This is a genomic window from Actinoplanes sp. KI2, assembly GCF_025630775.1.
GTDB lineage: Bacteria > Actinomycetota > Actinomycetes > Mycobacteriales > Micromonosporaceae > Actinoplanes.
Genome location: NZ_JAOSZE010000005.1, coordinates 1 through 17564, shown reverse-complemented (window position 1 = coordinate 17564; position 17564 = coordinate 1). Strand labels below are relative to the sequence as shown.

The following is a 17564-nucleotide window of genomic DNA, read 5'->3' as shown; positions in this document are numbered from 1 at the left end:
TGAGCGGTGGCCCGGCGTGAGTGGCATGCTCCGAGGGCGGGCTTCGCGAGGCGGGGCCGCGGGAGGAGCGGTCATGACCAAGGTCGTCGCCGACATCTCGGTGTCGCTGGATGGGTTTGTCACCGGGCCGGAGCCCGGGCCCGAGCAGGGTCTGGGCCGCGGCGGTGAAGGGTTGCACATCTGGGCGTTGCAGCCGGACGGGATCGACCGGGTCGTGCTGGAGGAGTCGGTCGCGGCCACCGGGGTGGTCATCATGGGGCGGCGGCTGTTCGACGTGGTCGATGCGCCGGACGGGTGGAGTGCCGAGATGGGGTACGGCGCGGACCTTGCCGCCGAGCCTCCGGTGCTGGTGGTGACCCGGAACCCGCCGGAGACGGTGCGCCTCGCCGACCGGATGACGTTCGTGGTGGACGGGATCGCGAGCGCGGTGGCCAAGGGCGTGGCGATGGCCGAGGGCCGCGACGTGGTCATCATGGGCGGGGGCGAGACGGTCCGTACCGCGATCGAGGCCGGACTGGTCGACGAACTGCGCCTGCACCTGTCGCCCGTGCTGCTGGGCGGAGGCATCCCGCTGTTCGACGGTGCGGCGCCGCGGACGCTGCGGCAGATCCACGTGCGCCCCTCCGGCCACGCCACCCACCTGACCTACCGGGTCGATTGACCCACCGCCTGCCGGAGGGTCAGCCGTCGCCGACGGGTCGGTGTGTCGAACCGGCGGCGGCCGTTTCCAGGAAGGCGGTTGCCGCGGGGGTGGGGTTGAAGTCGCTCCAGGCCAGGTACTCCACGCGGGCGGGGCCGTCGGTCAGCGGGACCGTGACCACGCCGGGGGCGCCGGTGACGAAGCGGGACGGCAGCAGCGCCACCGCCAAGCCCTGGCGGATCAGGCCGAGGATGAGGTCGGTCGCCATGGCCTCGAAGGCGACCTCGCGGGTGAGGCCGGCGGCGGCGAACGCCAGGTCGCTCTGTGCCCGGCCGGCCGTGTCGGCGGGGAAGTCGGCGAACGGCTCGCCGGCCAGCGCGGCGAGATCCAGCCGCCGGCGGGCGGCCAGCCGATGCGTGCGCGCCAGCACGGCCACGTGCCGGTCGTGGTGGAGGGCGCGGTAGCGCACACCCTGCGGCCGCGCCGACTCGGGTAGGCCCAGCACCGCCACGTCCAGGTCGCCGGCGCGGATGCTCTCGACCATCTCGTCGCTGCCCGCCCCGCGCAGGACGATCCGCACCTGCGGGTGGCGCAGGTGGAACTCGCGCAGCGCGGCCGGCAGGTCGATGCCGGTCACCGTCGGGATCATGCCGATCGCCAGCCGGCCGCGGATCTCACCGGTGGTGGCCGCGGCATCGGCGGCGGCCCGGTCGGCGGCCTCGAGGCAGGCGCGCGCGGCGGGCAGGAAGGCCTCGCCCGCCGGCGTGAGCGCCACCCGCCGGCTGGTGCGGGCGAACAGCCGGACGCCGAGCTCGCGCTCCAGCGCGGCGATCTGATGGCTCAGCGCCGACTGCACCACCAGGCACTGCTTGGCGGCGCGGGTGAAGTTTCCGGTGCTCGCGACGGCCAGCACGTAACGCATCTGCTGCAGCTCCACGGATCTATCGTGAATCACGATCGCTGCGTTGAAAAGTATGTGTTGGACTCATTGATGTCGCGGACCGACGCTGAGGGTATGAACGCGAAGACAACCGCAACCACCGCTCTGGCGCCGGCCGTGTGGGGCACCACCTACCTCGTCACCACGCAGCTGCTGCCGGCCGGGCACCCGATGTTCGCCGGGCTGATGCGGGCGCTGCCGGCCGGGCTGGTCGCGCTGGCGATCACCCGGCAGCTCCCGCGGGGCATCTGGTGGGGGCGCGCGCTCGTGCTGGGCGCCCTCAACATCGGCGCGTTCTTCCCGCTGCTGTTCCTCGCGGCCGAGCGGCTGCCCGGTGGGGTCGCCGCCACGCTCGGCGCGACCCAGCCGATCATTGTGGCGTTCCTGGCGGTCGCGGTCCTCGGCGAGCGGCTCTCGGCCTGGCGGCTGCTCTGGGGCCTGGCCGGGGTGGCCGGGGTGGGGCTGGTCGTGCTTGGCCCGGCCGCGGCGCTGGACGCGGCCGGGATCGCGGCCGGGCTGGCCGGCGCGGCGGCGATGGGGCTGGGCGTCACGCTGACCAAGCGCTGGGGCCGGCCCGAGGGCATCAAACCGATGGCGTACGCCGGATGGCAGCTGACGGCCGGCGGCCTGGTGCTGCTGGCGCCGGTCGCGGTGACCGAGGGCGTGCCGGGCCGGGTCGACGCCGCGGCGGTCGGCGGGTACCTCTGGCTGGGCCTGGTCGGCGGGCTCCTGGCGTACACCATCTGGTTTTCCGGTCTTTGGAAGTTGCCGGTCACCGCGACCGCCCTGCTCGGCCTGCTGTCCCCGCTGGTGGCGGCGACGGCCGGGGCGCTGGTCCTCGGTCAGACCCTCAGTGCGACGCAGCTGGCCGGATTCGCCCTGGCCCTGTCGGCGCTGCTGGCCGGCCAGCTGACCCCGCGGCCGGCGGCGGCCGGTACGTCAGGCGGAGGCGCGCCAGACGAGCGGGGGGAGTCCACGTTGGGTGATCTCCTCGCCGCACAACTCCCGCAGCACCAGATCCGCCGATGACCCGGACGTACGCCGACGCGTCCGACGGTTTCAAGGCGGCGGTGTCGGGTAACGGGACCGTGGCCGGCCCCCGCTCGGGCCGGCCACCCGCCTTTCTCAGGTGCAGGCGGACCAGTTGACGGTGCAGTCGCCGGGGGTCTCGGATCCGTTCACCTTGTCGAACTGGAACCGCAACCGACCGCTGGAGCCGGCCGCGAGCGGCACCGACGACGTCCAGGTGAAGGTGTGTCCGCGCTGGACCAGCGTGGGTTGCGGCAGCGACTCCAGCCACGACGTGCGGAGATTCCCGGGGTACGTGAGGGTGACGGTCCAATGCTGTTCGGCGCCGGTGCGATTGGAGAGCAACACCTCGCCGATGAAGTTGTCGGCATAGGAATTGAGCACGTGGTAATGGCCGCTGACCAGGATCGGTCGGGCGGGCTCGGTGGTGGTGGCCCGGGACGGGGTGATCACGGCCGGCATGGCCCGGGAGGTGGGCTTCGGATCGGGGCTGGTGGGATCGGTGGTCGGTGTCGCCGGCATGGTCGGGTCGGTGGACGGGATCAGGCTGACCGGCGCCTGCGGTCCCGAGGTCGTTCCCGGCAGGGCGAACGGCGGCTCGGGCGGGGGCAGCGTCTGTGCATGATCGGGAGTGAGCCGCACGATGGTGACGATCGTGAAAACCGCGAGAGCGGCGACACCCAGGATGGTCGGAAGCCACGGAAGAGCACGCACAATGCCGGATTTTTCCTGCATTTACCCACATCCCGGGTCACAGTTCTTTTTTCCGGAGACAGGGTATCGATCACCGGGCCCACGGAAAAGCCCTGAATTTCGACCGTGGAAAGATCGGAAACTTAACGACAGAGTTCCCAGAATGCGATCGCCCCGGCCGTCGCCACATTGAGCGAATCGACACCGCTCTGCATCGGAATCACGACCCGGACATCGCTTGCCGCCAGCGCCGCCCGGGTCAGCCCCGGCCCCTCCGCCCCCAGCATCAGCGCCGGCCGCGCCCGGTCGGCCTCGCTCAGCTCCTGCAGCGGCACGGCGTCGTCGGCCGGGGTCAGCGCGAGCAGCCGGAAACCGGCCCCCGAGACCGTCTTGAGCGCACCGGGCCAGTCCTCGACCTTCACGTACGGGATCGCGAACACCTCGCCCATGCTCACCCGGACGGCGCGTCGGTAGAGCGGGTCTGCGCAGTTGGGCGACAGCACCACCGCGTCGATGCCGAGCGCGGCCGCGCTGCGGAACAGCGCCCCGAGGTTGGTGTGCGTGTTCAGCCCCTCGAGCACCGCGAGCCGCCGGGCGCCCGCGAGCAACTCCTCCAGCGACGGCAGGTCACGCCGGTGGAACGAGGCCAGCACCCCGCGATGCACGTGAAAGCCGGTGATCGACTCGAGCACCTCGGGGCTGGCGGCGTAGACCACCGCCTCGTCGGGCAGGTCGGCGAACTGGTCGGCCCGCTTCTCGTCGACCAGCACCGAGCGCAGTCGGTAGCCCGCGCGCAGCGCACGCCGGATGACCAGCTCACCCTCGGCGATGAACAGGCCGTTCGGTGGCTCCCATCGGGTGCGCAGCTCCAGGTCGGTCAGCGCGCGATAATCCCCGATCCGCGGATCGTCCGCGCTCTCCACCTGAAGCAGAACCATCCCGCCATTGTGCCGAGACTCCTCGGCACAATGGCAGGCGGCAGGTCACTTCCGGTCAGCCGCCGGAGCGGCGACTGGTGAACGACTTGCGGGCCGGCGCCGCGCCGCGCCCGTGCCCCTGGTCGGCCGCCTGGCCGGTGGTGGCCAGGCCATGCGCATGCTTCTTGTGTTTGGCGGCCCGGCGAGCGGCCCGGTTGAGAAACTCTTCCGGCTGCTCGTCCTGCTCCTGCTGCTCCGTGTCGGACATAGGGGCAGCCTATATGTGCCCCACGACAACAAGACCCGCATCAGGACAACAGCGCGCCGACCACACCACGGCATCAAAACCCCAAAAGCATTTAAACGTACGCCGCGGCGTGGCGGGTGACGCGCGTGCCGCCCGGGCGGCACGCGCGTCAGGTCTCGTCCTACCGGCCGCGGCCGGTCCGCTCCTGCAACTCGTCGATCCGGCGCGAGGCGTCGGCCTTGGTGAGGCCCTCGGGCGCCGGCTCGCCGGCCTCGGTGGCCAGCGTGTGCAGGTACGACTCCTGCGCGGCGGTGGCCGGCTCGTCGCCGGTCGTCCAGTCCGCCGGGTCCTTGACGGCGTTTCCCGCCGTGACATCGTCCCGGTCAGCCATCACGTCCTCCTCAGCCCTCGGGTCCCTCGTCGAACGTCTGTCCCATTACCCAAGGGTCGCCACGGTCATGCGGGTCGTTGCCTCCTACGCGTCGGGGTCCCAGGCGATGAGCTGGTCGAAGACATTTCGGTCACCCGCCAGCTCCAGGGACTCCGGCGGCATGCGGCCGTAGAAGAGCAGGACCAGGTCGCCGGCGGTGCCCCGGACCGAGGCGTCGGCGCCGGTGGCCGCGTCGTCGCCGTCCGTGGCTGCGGGGAGCCGGGCGGTCCGTAGGCCGTCGGGGGACAGCCACAGGCGCCAGGAGCGGCCCTCGGTGGCGTGGTAGTCGACGGCGGCGGGCTTGTGCGGCCACGCGCTCGTCGTCGCGCAGCAGGTGGACAGGAACTCCTCGACACCGTCCAGCGCCACCTCGTCGGGCAGCGGCTGGGGCGTGCCCAGGGCCAGATGGGCGTCGTAGGTGTGCACCGCGATCTCCTGGAGCTGGTGCCGGGCGACGGCTCCGCAGGTCTGCGGCGACTGCGAGGTCTCCCACCACGTCCAGCAACCGCGATCCGGGCCGGCCTCGCGCAACGCCGCCAGCAGCTCCTGCACGGATACGGCCAGCCAGGCGAGCAGGGCCTCGCGCTCGTGGGGCGCCGCGGGGCCCGGCGATGCGGACTTGGCGGTGGCGTCCGGCCCGGCGATGACGGTGGCGGCCCACGAGCGGCGCCCGTCGCCGATGTGCTGCGCCAGATCGAACAGCGTCCACTCGGGGCAGGACGGCACCGGGACGTCCAGGCTGGGCGCGGCGGCGACCGCGGCGCGGAAGGCGCTCGACCGCTCGTCGATCAGTCGCAACAGCTCGGGGAACTCCAGAATCTTTTGCACTGCGGCTTTTTATCATCCGGCTCCGCGACCGGACAGCGATTTCGGCGAGGTGCGGAAAGCCGATTGGCGCGACCGGATCCGGGCGACTAGCTTGCGCCCGTGACTGTTGACCCGGGGACGTCCGCTCCCGTTCCGCTCGACGCCGAACTTCAGCTCGCCTACGACGCCTACCTGGCCGAGGAGCCGGAGTTGGCGCCGATGAGCCCCGCGCTGCTGCCGCGGATCCGCGCCGAGGTCGACGCCGAGGTGGCGGCGCTCACCGACCTCAGCCACGGCGGGCGCTTCATCGTCGCCGAGCCCTCGGTGCCCGGCCTGGACGGCGCCCCCGAGGTCCCGCTGCTCGTCTGCACGCCCGCCGGGGCGCCCGCGGCGCGGCCGGCGCTCTACTTCATCCACGGCGGCGGCTTCTTCTGCAACGACCACCGCCTCGGGCTCGACCAACTGCTCGAAACGGCCGAGCGGTTCGGGGCCACGCTGGTCTCGGTCGGATACCGGCTCGCGCCCGAGCATCCCTACCCCGCGCAGATCGACGACGCCTACGCCGGCCTGCGGTGGGTCGCCGGCCACGCGAACGCCCTCGGCATCGACCCGGAGCGCATCGTCGTCACGGGCTACAGCGCCGGCGGCGGCCTGGGCGCCGCGCTCGCCCTGACCGTGCGCGACAAGGGCGGTCCCCGCCTGCTCGGCCAGCTGCTGATGTCACCCATGCTCGACGATCGCAACGACAGCGCCTCGGCGATGCAGATGGACGCCATCGAGTTCTGGGACCGCAGCTACAACGGGTTCGGCTGGAGCTCACTCCTCGGCGACCTCCGCGGCGAGACCGAGGTGCCGCAGTACGCCGCGCCCGCCCGGGCCACCGACCTGACCGGCCTGCCGCCCGCGTTCCTCGACGTCGGCTCCGCCGAGTGCCTGCGCGACGAGGTCCTCGCCTACGCCGGCCGGATCTGGCAGGCCGGCGGGCGGGCCGAGCTGCACGTGTGGCCCGGCGGAATCCACGCCTTCGACCGGGAGGTCCCCGAGGCGCGGATCAGCAAGGCCGCCGTCGCGGCGCGGCACGACTGGCTGCAGCGCCTCCTCGCCACCGACTGACCGGCTCCGGTGCCACTAGGGTGAGGCCGTGACCGAAGATCGCACCGGGCCTCGGATCGGGTTCATGTTCGATCGGGGGCGGTCGCCGGAGGAGTTGACCGGGTTCGCCGCCCTGCTCGAAGAGCTCGGTGCCGACGACCTCTGGGTGGTCGAGGACCTCGGCTGGACCGGCTCGATCAGCAGCGCCGCCCTCGCGCTCGCCGCCACCCGGACGCTGCGGGTCGGAGTGGGCATCGCGCCGGTCGCGCTGCGGAACGCGGCCCTGCTCGCGATGGAGGTCGGCAACCTCGCCCGGGTGCATCCGGGACGGCTGGCGGCGGGCGTCGGCCACGGCGTACCGGAATGGATGCGCAAGGTCGGTGCGGAGCCGGCCCGAAAGCTGGCGATGCTCGAGGAGACGATCGTCGCGGTGCGCGGCCTGCTCGCCGGCGACGAGGTCGAACTGCACGGCCGCGCGGTCACGGTCGACGGAGTGCGGCTCGTGCACCCGCCCGCGGTGCTGCCGCCGATCGTCACCGGCGTGGTGCGGCCCAGATCGCTGGAGCTGTCCGGGCGCGTCGCCGACGGCACGATCCTGGCCGAGGGCGCCGGCCCGGCCGAGGTGGTCGACGCGCTCGCGCACATCGATCGGGGCCGGAGCGCGGGGGACCGGCCCGCGCACGAGCTGATCGTCTTCGCCTTCCTGCACGTCGACGACGACCGGGACCGGGCCTCCGAGGCGGTGCGCGAGGTGATGGCCGGCCAGGCGGCGTGGCTCGGGGTCGAGCCGTCGGCGGTGTACGGCATGGTCGGCCCGGCGTCGGCGATCCCGGCCCAGGTCGAGGCCCTCCACCAGGCCGGCGCGGACACCGTGGTGCTGCGCCCGATCGGCACCGACCCGGATGCGCAGACCCGTGCCGCGATGGCCGCCCTCGCCCACTGGGTCTTGCGTGTCGTAACGCTCGTGGTGGGTAGGAGGACGGAGGGTTCGGGTCGGCAGTACGGTTGTACTGTTCGCGTGACCGCTGAGCGGGGGTGTGGCTGTTGTCTTCCGGATCGAGCTCGGGTTCGGGGGCGGATCAGCACCTGTTGGCGCTGCTGAGGGCCCTCCGGCTGCGGCAGGCCGCGCCCGACGCGGTGGCCGCCGGCGGCGCCGACGTGGCCGCGGCCCTGACCGATCCCAAAGACCTGGCCCGCGGCCCGCGTGAGCCCGCCGATCAGACGCGCCCCGACCGGGAGTCCGGCCCGGTCCGGCCCGGATGGGCGGCTCCTCGGACACCGGACGGTGCGCCCGGGGAAGATGACGCGGCCGAGCTCGATGGTGGCGCGGCTCCCGGCAGCGACGTGGCCGCGGCCGAGCTCGGCGGTGACGCGGCTCCCGGCAGCGACGTGGCCGCGCCCGGCGCCGACTACGACGGTGACGTCGCTGCTCCCGATGGTGACGTGTCTCCTGGCGGCGAGACGGGCATTCCCGAAACAGGATCAGTGGGCGAAAAATCGCCTGAACCCCGCGCAGACGGCTCCGCGGGGCGGGCGCCGGCTGCGGCGAGGCTCCCGGCGGCCCCGGTGGGTCAGGCCGCGGAGAGAACCCCGGCGGCCCCGGTGATGCCGGCCCAGGAGAGGGCCCCGGCGGCCGCGGAGAGGGCTCCGGCGGCCGCGGAGAGGGCCCCGGCGGCCGCGGAGAGGACCCCGGCGGCCGCGGAGAGGGCTCCGGCCACCCCCGCCGGGGCGACGTTCGGGCGGCCGCGGTGGGCGTCCGGGGGCCAGAGTCCTGCGGCGCAGGCTCCGGGCGTACCGCAAATGCCGGGAAACCCAGCGCGACAGCCGCGCCCGGAGGTGGCGCTTCCGCCGGTCGCGCCCGGACGGGCGCCCGCGGTCGACGGGATGGACCCGGCGGACGACGCTCTGCTGCGGCGGACCCAGAACCTGATGCGGGAGAGCCTGGACTTCGCCGGCGGTGCCGTCGCGGTGGCCGAACGGCTGCGAGCGGCCCTGCTGACGGCACGTCCGGAGGTCGTCGCGGCGCTGCCGGGCGACGCCGGGACGCAGACGAAGAAGCTGGCCGAGGGGCTGATCTGGCTGGTCGATCACCTGGACCAGCCGCCGCTGCTGGTGAGCGGCAGCGCTCGGCTCGGCGCGGCGCTCGCGGCGTGTGATGTGCCGCCGCGGGGGCTGCAGCTCGTCGGTGCGGCGCTGGCCGAGGCGCTGCGCGCGGGGTCGCCCGCGGGGGATTGGCGGCAGGATTTCGAGCTGGCCTGGCGGACGACCTGGCAGCACGTGTACGAGTGGCTGCAGGTCACCGACCAGGACGAACCGGTCAGCTGGACCGCCGTGGTGGTCTCACACGAGCTGCGGCGCCCCGATCTGACGGTGATCCGGTTGCGGCCGTACCTGCCGATGCCGTTCCGCCCGGGGCAGTACGCACGGATCGAGGTCGGCCGGCTGCCGGGGATCTGGCGGCCGTACTCGCTGGCGGGCGCGCCGCGGCGGGACGATCTGGTGGAGCTGCACGTGCGGGCCAAGACCGAGACCGGGGTGAGCGGCACGCTGGTGCATCACACGGTGGTTGGCGACGAGGTGCGGATCGGGCGGGCCGAGGGGCAGATGGTGCTGCCGGAGCGGCCCGGCCGGGACCTGCTGATGATCGCCGGCGACACCGGGGTGGCGCCGCTGAAGGCGCTCCTGACCGAGCTGGCCGACACCGGCGACGGCCGGTCGGCCGTACTGTTCTGGGGCGTACGGAATCTGGCCGAGCTGTACGACATCGACGAGATCGCGGAGATCGCCCGGCTCGCGAAACGGGCCACGGTGGTGCCCGTGGTGTCCGAAGGCGATCCCGGGCCGTACGCGTCCGGCCTGGTCACCGATGCGGTCGCCGCCTACGGGGAGTGGTCGCAGCACGAGGTCTACCTGGCCGGCCCGCCGCTGATGCTGGCCGCCACCAGCGCGGCCCTGCATCAGCTCGGCGTGCGCCCGGAGCGCATCCACCACGACGCCCCGGAATGAGCGACCGGGGTTACGGGAGCGGGGTGGCGTACCCCGGGACGGACGGCCACCGGACGGTCAGGACGATCGACGCCTCTTCCGCGTGCCAGGAGTGGTCGACGCCCTTGCCCCAGAGCACGTAGTCGCCCGGCTTGGCCAGGGTGACCCGGCGGTCCGGGAACTCCAGCGTGAACCGGCCGCTGATCAGGAACAGGATGGCGGTGCGCTCCTCGCCGTGCACCCACTCGGCGCGCCGGTCACCGGCCGGGTGCCGGCCCCACTTGACCTCGACCTCGGGGCTGTGCCGCGGGTCGTCGTCCGGCTGGAAGTAGCCGACCAGCCAACCCCGCTCCTTCGGAGCGTCCAGATCGGCGCTGCCGACGTAGATCTCGCCGCTCATGCCAGCGCAGCATCCAAGATCTTCGCGTACGCCTCGGGCAGGTACGTCCGGCCGCCCGGTGTCAGCACCGCCTCGCGGGACGCCGCCGCCCACGCCGACGGCGGCACCGCGGCCCGCAGCGCGACCAGCACCGGCGCCTCGTCGGTCAGCATCGAGAGCGCCACCAGCGACTCCTCCACCTCCCCGACGCACTCGAACGGCTTGTGGGCGTCGATCCCGAGCAGTTCGAGGAAGCCGGGCACCTGCGCCGGGTCGGCGAACAGGTCGTGGCCGAAGATGTGGTTGAGCCGGGCGCGGTCCATGGCCGGCGCCATCGCCAGGTAGACGAACCGGCATTTCGGGCAGTCGCCGCACCACCGGGCCGTCGGGTCGTGCAGCTTGAACGCCTTGTTGCAGCTGGTCACGACGTCGTCGTAGGCGTCGTGCCGGGCGAACAGCTGCGCGATGTGCAGTTCCGACAACGACCGCAACAGCGAGAAGTACGGCTCGGTCAGCCCGCTGTGCGCGCTGACCGCCGCCCGGAGCAGGCCCTCGGCGGCCAGCCCTTTCGACCACTGGTGGTTGATCTCGTGACCGTTCCAGACGAGGTTGGGGTCGCTCGCCGAGCGCTCGTTGGACATCACCACCGGGCCGAGGCCGTGCCAGACGGCGGTGGCGATCGCGATCAGCGAGTTGATCGCGGTGACCGGGATGTGCCCGTTGAGCGCGACGCCCGACCTGTTGAGCTCGAACAGGCTCGGGTCGAGCCGGCGCTGGGCGGCCAGCGCGCCCAGGCCGGAGGCGGCGTTCACCGCCTTGATCACCGGGTTGGGGTTGACCGAGAACGGGACCGGGTCGAGCCCCGCGTCGCGCAGGATCTCGAGGGTGACGATCGAATCCTTGCCGCCGCCGACCGCGGACAGCGGGCGGCCGTGCGAGTTGTCCACCGGCGCGGCCGGCTCGGTCTCCCCGGGCACCTCGACGGTCAGATCTAGGACATGGGGGAGCCGGTTGCGATAGGCGAACTCGGCCATCCCGTGCGTGTAGACCGCGGTGAAGAAGGTGGCGGCCGCTTCCGGGACGGCGGTGGGAGCCACCACCCGGGCCGGCGCCCCGACCTTGTAGTAGCTGACCCCGGCGACCACGTGCAGCAGGTCAAGCACCCGGTGGAAGGCGTCCGGCACCGGCCGGTCGGCCACCGGGAAGATGACCGTCTCGGTGAACGACAGCGGGTCCGGGCCGTCGAGAAGGTAGTCGAAGGTGGCGACGCCGGTCTGCGGGTCGAACGCGTACGAGGGAAAGCGCATGACGTCGAACTGCACCCGGAATCTCCTGTCTTGTTGCCGACCGGCAATACTAATAGGCCCCGACACCGGGCCTACTCGACGAGGAGGATGCGACGTGCGTCTGGCAGACCTGAACGGCCGGTCGGTGGCGGTGTGGGGGACCGGCCGCGAGGGCCGGGCCGCGGTCCTGGCGATCGCGTCGCACGAGCCGTCGCGACTGATCGCGGTCGACGACAGCGCCAACTTCCTGTCCGTGCCCTGGGAAGGGGAGCTCGCGGCGCTCGCTCCGCTGGCCGGCGGCGACCACGCCTTCCCGGCCCTGGTGACCGCCGACGTGGTGGTGCGCTCGCCCGGCGTGCCGCAGACCCACCCGTGGATGAAGGAGCTGCGCGAGCGCGGCGTCACGATCACCGGCGGTAGCGCCCTCTGGATGGCCGATAACGCAGCGCGAACCATCGGCGTCACCGGCAGCAAGGGCAAGAGCACCACCTCGAGCCTGATCAGCCACCTGCTGGCCGCCGTCGGCCGGCCCAACGTCTTCGGCGGCAACATCGGCGTGCCGCTGCTCGATCTGCCGCCGGCCGCCCAGTACGTGCTGGAGCTGTCCAGCTACCAGTGCGCCGACCTGACCGACTCGCCGCGGGTCGCCGTGGTGACCTCGCTGTTCCCCGAGCACCTGGACGCGCACGGCGGCGAGAAGGAGTACTACCGCGACAAGCTGAACCTGCTCCGGCACGGCCCCGAGATGATCGTGGTGAACGGCGCCGACCTGCGCCTGCGCGACGAGATCCGGGGGATCTGCGACCTGAACGGGTTCCCGCCGATCCCCGCCGGGGCCGACGACTCCCGCTTCCGGGTCGCGGACGAGTGGGTGTACTGCTCGGACGAGCCGCTGTTCCACCGCGAGGCGTTGCATCTGAAGGGCGCGCACAACGGCCGCAACCTGTGCGTGGCGCTGGCCGTGCTGGACGGCCTCGGCGTGGACATCGCGGGAATGAAGGACGAGCTGGAGGCGGCCGTCGAGACGTTCGAGGGCCTCCCGCACCGGCTTGCCGAGATCGAGGACCCGTCCGGGCTGACCTTCGTCGACGACACGCTCTCGACGAGCCCGTACTCCGCGATGCACGCGATCGAGGCGTACGCGGGCCGGCCGCTCACGGTTCTCGTCGGCGGCACCGATCGAGGGCTTGACTACGCTCCGCTACGCGAGTTCCTCACGGGCCGCGAACTCACGGTGATCGGCATTCCCGACTCGGGACCGCGCATCATCGCGGAGCTGGCCGGGTTGTCCGGCGTGACCACGGACGTCGCCGAGGACCTGCCGGCCGCCGTGCGCCTGGCCCGCAAGATGACCCCGTCCGGCGGGGTCGTCCTGCTCTCCCCGGCGGCACCCAGCTATGGCCGTTACCGCAACTTCGAGCACCGCTCCGAGGCCTTCGCGGCGGCGATCCGCGAGTCCGCCTGACGGCAGGCCCCCGCACCACCGCGTGGGTGGTTGAGATTTTCACGGCGTTGCCGGGGTTTCCTCGTTGTTACCAACCGTTCGAGAGATCAACCGAACGGCCCATGCCGCGTGGCCGAATGATGATCATCTGTGCTCCGATGGTACGAGTGCAAATCGGTATGAACCGGCACATGTGACCGCGGTCACGTCGTAAAGAACATTTCCGGATTGATGACCGTCAAGCGGTGGCGTTGTAACGCGCGTTCATCGGCCCAGGTCAGGTAACGGTTTGAAAACTTCGCCCGCGGCCTTGACACGAGGGACCGGTTAGTAAGAACTTTTACCGCAACAGTAAACAGTCCTTCCTGAAAGGGTGGCCCATGAGCGAGCCAGAGATGGACGGCGCCGCACCGACCGCGGTCGTCGACTCCCTGGTCGCCGATCAGGGCCTGCCGTCGGACGGCGTTCTCCTGCGGGTCCGCTCGCTGCTGCCGGAGTTCACCGGCGCGCTGCGGCGGGTGGCCGAGCAGGTGCTCACCGACCCGGCGGCGGCTTCCCGCGCCACCATCGTCGAGCTCGCCGAGCGCAGCGGCACCTCACCGGCCACCGTCACCCGGTTCTGCCGCGCGCTCGGCTTCGACGGTTACGCCGACCTGCGGCTCGGGATCGCGGCCGAGACGGGACGGGCGCGCTCGGCCGGCTGGACGGTAGACATCGGTCGCGAGATCCAGCCGAACGATCCGCTCGAGCGGGTCCTCGGCCAGATCATGGCGGCCGACACCCGGGCGATGCACGACACCGCCGCGCTGCTCGACCTCGCCGAGGTGGAGCGGGCCGCGGTGGCGATCGCGGTGGCGCCCCGGGTCAACATCTTCGGCGCCAGCGGGAGCGCGCTGGTCGGCGAGGAGATGCAGTTCAGCCTGCACCGCATCGGCGTGCCGGTGTGGGCCTGGACGGACGTGCACAACGGCCTGGCCAGCGCCGCGCTGTCCCGGCCCGGCGACGTCGCGCTCGGCATCTCGCACTCGGGCGAGACCGGCGAGACGATCGAGCTCCTCGCCGAGGCGAGCAGCCGGGGAGCCACCACCATCGCCCTGACCAGCTTTCCCCGCTCACCGCTCGCCGAGCTGGCCGACATCGTTCTGCTCACGGCGACCCAGGCGACGACGTTCCGGCCGGATGCGCTCAGCGCGCGGCATCCGCAGCTGGTCGTCCTGGATCTGCTCTACGTCGCGGTCGCGCAGCGAACCCACGAACGTTCGCACGCGGCTTTCCAACGCACCGCTCAAGCCGTCCATGGCCACAAGGCGGCCAAGGACGGAACCAGGCACGACTGATTCCAATCCCCCATCAGATAGATATTTTCGCTCTCCAGGAGGAAGCGTGAAGCGCAAGATCGTGGCAGTCGCGGCCCTCGCCGCAACGCTGCTCGGCGCCGCCGCCTGCGGCTCCAAGAACGACTCCCCGACCACGTCCGCTTCCGGTCCGGTCGACGGCAAGGGCAAGACCCTCAAGGTCTGGCTCATGGTCGACGCCCAGAGCGGTTGGAAGGGCGTGGTGGACGACGCGTCCAAGCGGTTCACCGACGCCACCGGCGCCCAGGTCAACGTCGAGTACCAGCAGTGGGCCAACCACCTCACCAAGCTCGACGCCACGCTGGCCGGCTCGGACGTGCCGGACGTGATCGAGCTCGGCAACACCGAGTTCCCCAAGTACGTGTTCTCGCAGGCGTTCGCGGCGATCAACCCGGGCGACTACGAGAACTCGGGCACCTGGCTGCAGGGCCTCAAGGGCGCGTGTGACTTCGAGGGCCAGACCTACTGCGTGCCCTACTACGCGGGCGCCCGGGTGCTGATCTACCGCACCGACCTCTACAAGAAGGCCGGCATCGCGGCGGCCCCGAAGACGTACGACGAGTTCCTGGCCGACGCCGACAAGCTGCAGGCCGCGCAGAAGTCGGACCCGAAGTTCGGCGCGGTCTACATGCCGGGCCAGTACTGGTACGCGGCGATGTCCTGGGTCAAGGCGTCCGGCGGCGACATCGCCAAGCAGGACGGCGACAAGTGGGTCGGCCAGCTCTCGCAGCCGGCCTCGATCACGGGCCTGCAGAAGTGGGTCGACATGGTCAAGAAGTACTCGAAGGCCGACCCGACCAAGAACGAGAACGACCAGGCCGGCATCTTCGCCCAGGGCGAGGCGGGCATGTTCTACGGCAACGCCTGGGAGCAGGGCGCGGCCGAGCAGATCAAGAAGGACCCGAACGACCCGAACTCCCCGATGGTCGACACCAAGGTCAAGGGCAAGCTGGCCGCCGCGCCGATGCCCGATGTCCCGTCCTTCCTCGGCGGCTCGAACCTGGGCATCGCCGCGAAGAGCCAGAACAAGCAGCTGGCTGCGCAGTGGATCAAGTACTTCACCGACAGCACCTCGATGGCGGGCCTCGTGAAGGCGAGCGCGCTGCCGAACTCGACGGCGCTGCTGGACAAGGCCGCCACGGACAACCCGGCCATCGCGCCGGCCGCGCTCGCCGCGAAGAGCAGCTGGTTCACCCCGAACGCGGAGAAGTGGGCGGACGTCGAGAAGGCTTCCATCCTGCAGACCATGCTCACCGAGATCCTGACCGGCAAGAAGTCGGTGGCCGACGGCGCCAAGTGGGCCGACGACCAGATGAACACCACGCTCAACGAGAACTGATCCCTCCGATGCTGCCGCCCGCCCACGGGGCGGGCGGCAGCGAAACGGCAAAGGAACGTTGATGTCCGTCGTCGAATCCCCGACGACCCGCCGGACGGGCGGGTCCGCACCGCACCGTGCTTCCGGTCGCGCCCGGACGCGTCGCCGCCGTCAGGGGTCGGGTCTGCCCTGGCTTCTCTCGCTACCCACCCTGCTGTTGCTCGCCGGTCTGCTCGGCTATCCGCTGGTGCGGATGGTCGTGCTGTCCTTCCAGAACATGCGGCTGCGCGAACTGCTCAGCGGCCGTACGCCCCCCTGGGTCGGCCTCGACAACTACACCAAGGTCCTCAGTGACCCGGTCTTCTGGTCCGTGGTGGGCCGCACGGTCGCCTTCACCGTCGTCACGGTGATCATCTCGGTCGTGGCCGGACTGGCGATCGCGCTGCTGATGCGCCGGGTGGCCCGCGGCGTACGCCTGCTGATGATCGTCGCGATGATGTTCGTCTGGGCGATGCCGCAGCTGGTCGCGTCCCAGGCCTTCCGCTGGATCACCGACTCCGACTTCGGCGTCATGAACTACCTGATCGACAAGCTGCCCGGCGTGGACTACCAGAACCACAGCTGGTTCGTGAACCCGTGGCAGGGCTGGTCGGTGATCACCACGCTGGTGGTCTGGGCCGGTATCCCGTTCCTCGCGATCACGCTGAACGCCGGGCTCACCCAGGTGCCGAAGGAGCTCATCGAGGCGGCCACGGTGGACGGGGCGTCGTCCTGGCAGACGCTGCGCAACATCACGCTGCCGATCCTCAAGCCGCTGCTGACGATCGTGACGACACTCTCGGTGATCTGGGACTTCGGGATGTTCACGCAGAACTGGGCGCTGCGCGACGGTCACCCCGAGCCGCAGTACCAGACGCTCGCCACCTACTCGTACACGCAGGCGTTCGGGCAGTCCCGGTACAGCCTCGGCTCGGCCATCTCGGTGATCACCGTGCTGCTGATGCTCGGCGTGATGGCGTTCTACATCCGGCAGATGTTCAAGATCGGGGAGGTGGACTGATGGTCGCCACGACTCCGGGCGCGCCCGCCCCCCGCCGGCGCCGCCGGACCGACGACGGCGTGATGACGGTCGGCCGCAGCCGGGCCGGCACGATCGCGGCCAACACCGTCGGCGTGATCTTCTCGCTGCTGATGCTGTTCCCGGTCTACTGGGTGCTCAACACCGCCTTCAAGCCGGCCGACGAGGTGCTGGCGCTGACGCCGACGTTCTGGCCGAAGAACCCGACCTTCGACAACTTCGTGTCGGCCGTCAAGGCGCCGCTGTTCATGCAGGACATGCTCAACGGCATCGTCATCACCCTGCTGGCGGTGGCCGGCGCGCTGGTGGTCGGTTTCCTGGCGGCGCTGGCGATCGCCCGGTTCAACTTCCGCGGCCGCAAGGGGATCCTGCTGGTGATCCTCGGAGTGCAGCTCGTGCCGCTCATCGCGCTGCTCATCCCGCTCTTCCTGATGCTGCAGAGCGTGTCCTTGACCGACAGTCTGATCGGTGTGAGTATCACCTACTTGGTCCTGATCTTGCCCTATACGGTGTGGACGCTGCGTGGCTTCATCTACGGCATCCCTCGCGAGCTCGACGAGGCGGCCCTGATCGACGGCTGCACGCGCGGCCAGGTGTTCTGGCGGATCATCCTGCCGCTGACCGGCCCCGGCCTGGTCGCGACCAGTGTGTTCGGATTCATCGCGGCGTGGAATGAATTCATCATCATCAACACGCTCAACAGCCCGGGCAAGCAGAACCTGATGGCCTGGCTGCTGCAGAACCAGACAACCCGCGGTACCGCCTGGGGGCCCCTCATGGCCGGTGCGATCATCACCTCCATCCCGGTGGTGGTCTTCTTCTTGATCATCCAACGCAATATCGCCACCGGTCTCACCGCCGGTGCTGTGAAGGGCTGATCGTTTTCCCCCACAGATGAGCACAAGCACTGAGGAGATGCTGTGA

Annotated in this window: 19 protein-coding genes; 10 read left to right on the top strand and 9 right to left on the bottom strand. The window is 71.2% G+C overall.

The window, feature by feature from the left end:
- The first annotated feature begins 73 nt into the window (after positions 1–73).
- Complete coding sequence (locus tag ODJ79_RS06495) at positions 74–661, top strand: dihydrofolate reductase family protein (RefSeq protein WP_263022393.1); 588 nt, start codon at positions 74–76, stop codon at positions 659–661.
- Between the two features lie 19 nt (positions 662–680).
- On the opposite strand, the gene ODJ79_RS06490 is transcribed toward ODJ79_RS06495, so the two are convergent.
- On the bottom strand, positions 681–1577 hold the full coding sequence (locus tag ODJ79_RS06490; RefSeq protein WP_263022392.1) for a LysR family transcriptional regulator: 897 nt from the start codon (positions 1575–1577) through the stop codon (positions 681–683).
- Between the two features lie 78 nt (positions 1578–1655).
- Between ODJ79_RS06490 and ODJ79_RS06485 the strand changes: the two genes are divergently transcribed.
- Positions 1656–2609 carry an EamA family transporter gene (locus tag ODJ79_RS06485; protein ID WP_263022391.1) on the top strand — a complete coding sequence of 318 codons (954 nt, stop codon included), beginning with the start codon at positions 1656–1658 and terminating at the stop codon, positions 2607–2609.
- A gap of 96 nt (positions 2610–2705) precedes the next feature.
- On the opposite strand, the gene ODJ79_RS06480 is transcribed toward ODJ79_RS06485, so the two are convergent.
- The 5 genes from ODJ79_RS06480 to ODJ79_RS06460 all read right to left on the bottom strand — a co-directional run bounded on the left by ODJ79_RS06480 (position 2706) and on the right by ODJ79_RS06460 (position 5724).
- Complete coding sequence (locus ODJ79_RS06480; RefSeq protein ID WP_263022390.1) at positions 2706–3323, bottom strand: hypothetical protein; 618 nt, start codon at positions 3321–3323, stop codon at positions 2706–2708.
- 122 nt (positions 3324–3445) lie between these two features.
- Positions 3446–4240, bottom strand: a complete 795-nt coding sequence (locus ODJ79_RS06475) for a TrmH family RNA methyltransferase (protein WP_263022389.1) — start codon at positions 4238–4240, stop codon at positions 3446–3448.
- Between the two features lie 55 nt (positions 4241–4295).
- Positions 4296–4487, bottom strand: a complete 192-nt coding sequence (locus ODJ79_RS06470) for a hypothetical protein (RefSeq protein ID WP_263022388.1) — start codon at positions 4485–4487, stop codon at positions 4296–4298.
- 160 nt (positions 4488–4647) lie between these two features.
- On the bottom strand, positions 4648–4857 hold the full coding sequence (locus ODJ79_RS06465) for a DUF3072 domain-containing protein (RefSeq protein ID WP_263022387.1): 210 nt from the start codon (positions 4855–4857) through the stop codon (positions 4648–4650).
- 84 nt (positions 4858–4941) lie between these two features.
- A complete protein-coding gene (locus ODJ79_RS06460; RefSeq protein WP_263022386.1) occupies positions 4942–5724 on the bottom strand; it encodes a maleylpyruvate isomerase family mycothiol-dependent enzyme in 783 nt (260 codons plus the stop codon).
- Positions 5725–5823: 99 nt separating this feature from the next.
- Between ODJ79_RS06460 and ODJ79_RS06455 the strand changes: the two genes are divergently transcribed.
- Both ODJ79_RS06455 and ODJ79_RS06450 read left to right on the top strand, forming a co-directional pair.
- Positions 5824–6816 (top strand): alpha/beta hydrolase, encoded by a 993-nt coding sequence (locus ODJ79_RS06455; RefSeq protein ID WP_263022385.1) that lies wholly within the window; start codon positions 5824–5826, stop codon positions 6814–6816.
- A 28-nt stretch (positions 6817–6844) separates the two neighbouring features.
- Positions 6845–7897 (top strand): LLM class flavin-dependent oxidoreductase, encoded by a 1053-nt coding sequence (locus ODJ79_RS06450; RefSeq protein ID WP_263022384.1) that lies wholly within the window; start codon positions 6845–6847, stop codon positions 7895–7897.
- A 469-nt stretch (positions 7898–8366) separates the two neighbouring features.
- Here ODJ79_RS06450 and ODJ79_RS06445 read toward each other — a convergent pair whose 3' ends face one another.
- Positions 8367–8513 carry a hypothetical protein gene (locus ODJ79_RS06445; protein ID WP_263022383.1) on the bottom strand — a complete coding sequence of 49 codons (147 nt, stop codon included), beginning with the start codon at positions 8511–8513 and terminating at the stop codon, positions 8367–8369.
- 118 nt (positions 8514–8631) lie between these two features.
- On the opposite strand from ODJ79_RS06445, the gene ODJ79_RS06440 reads away from it, so the two are divergent.
- Positions 8632–9801, top strand: coding sequence for a globin (locus tag ODJ79_RS06440; RefSeq protein ID WP_263022382.1), 1170 nt, complete (start codon positions 8632–8634; stop codon positions 9799–9801).
- Positions 9802–9811: 10 nt separating this feature from the next.
- Here the strand turns inward: ODJ79_RS06440 and ODJ79_RS06435 are convergent, their stop codons facing one another.
- A complete protein-coding gene (locus ODJ79_RS06435; protein WP_263022381.1) occupies positions 9812–10180 on the bottom strand; it encodes a signal peptidase I in 369 nt (122 codons plus the stop codon).
- Entirely contained in the window at positions 10177–11466 is a 1290-nt protein-coding gene (locus ODJ79_RS06430) for a hypothetical protein (protein WP_263022598.1), read from the bottom strand. Before ODJ79_RS06430 ends, ODJ79_RS06435 begins: the two co-directional genes overlap by 4 nt.
- Before the next feature lie 94 nt (positions 11467–11560).
- Between ODJ79_RS06430 and murD the strand changes: the two genes are divergently transcribed.
- The 5 genes from murD to ODJ79_RS06405 all read left to right on the top strand — a co-directional run bounded on the left by murD (position 11561) and on the right by ODJ79_RS06405 (position 17518).
- Positions 11561–12910, top strand: coding sequence for a UDP-N-acetylmuramoyl-L-alanine--D-glutamate ligase (gene murD / locus ODJ79_RS06425; protein WP_263022380.1), 1350 nt, complete (start codon positions 11561–11563; stop codon positions 12908–12910).
- A 359-nt stretch (positions 12911–13269) separates the two neighbouring features.
- Positions 13270–14226 carry a MurR/RpiR family transcriptional regulator gene (locus ODJ79_RS06420; protein ID WP_263022379.1) on the top strand — a complete coding sequence of 319 codons (957 nt, stop codon included), beginning with the start codon at positions 13270–13272 and terminating at the stop codon, positions 14224–14226.
- Between the two features lie 46 nt (positions 14227–14272).
- A complete protein-coding gene (locus ODJ79_RS06415) occupies positions 14273–15583 on the top strand; it encodes an extracellular solute-binding protein (protein ID WP_263022378.1) in 1311 nt (436 codons plus the stop codon).
- 61 nt (positions 15584–15644) lie between these two features.
- A complete protein-coding gene (locus tag ODJ79_RS06410; protein WP_263022377.1) occupies positions 15645–16622 on the top strand; it encodes a carbohydrate ABC transporter permease in 978 nt (325 codons plus the stop codon).
- A 62-nt stretch (positions 16623–16684) separates the two neighbouring features.
- On the top strand, positions 16685–17518 hold the full coding sequence (locus ODJ79_RS06405) for a carbohydrate ABC transporter permease (RefSeq protein WP_263022597.1): 834 nt from the start codon (positions 16685–16687) through the stop codon (positions 17516–17518).
- Positions 17519–17564: the final 46 nt, after the last annotated feature.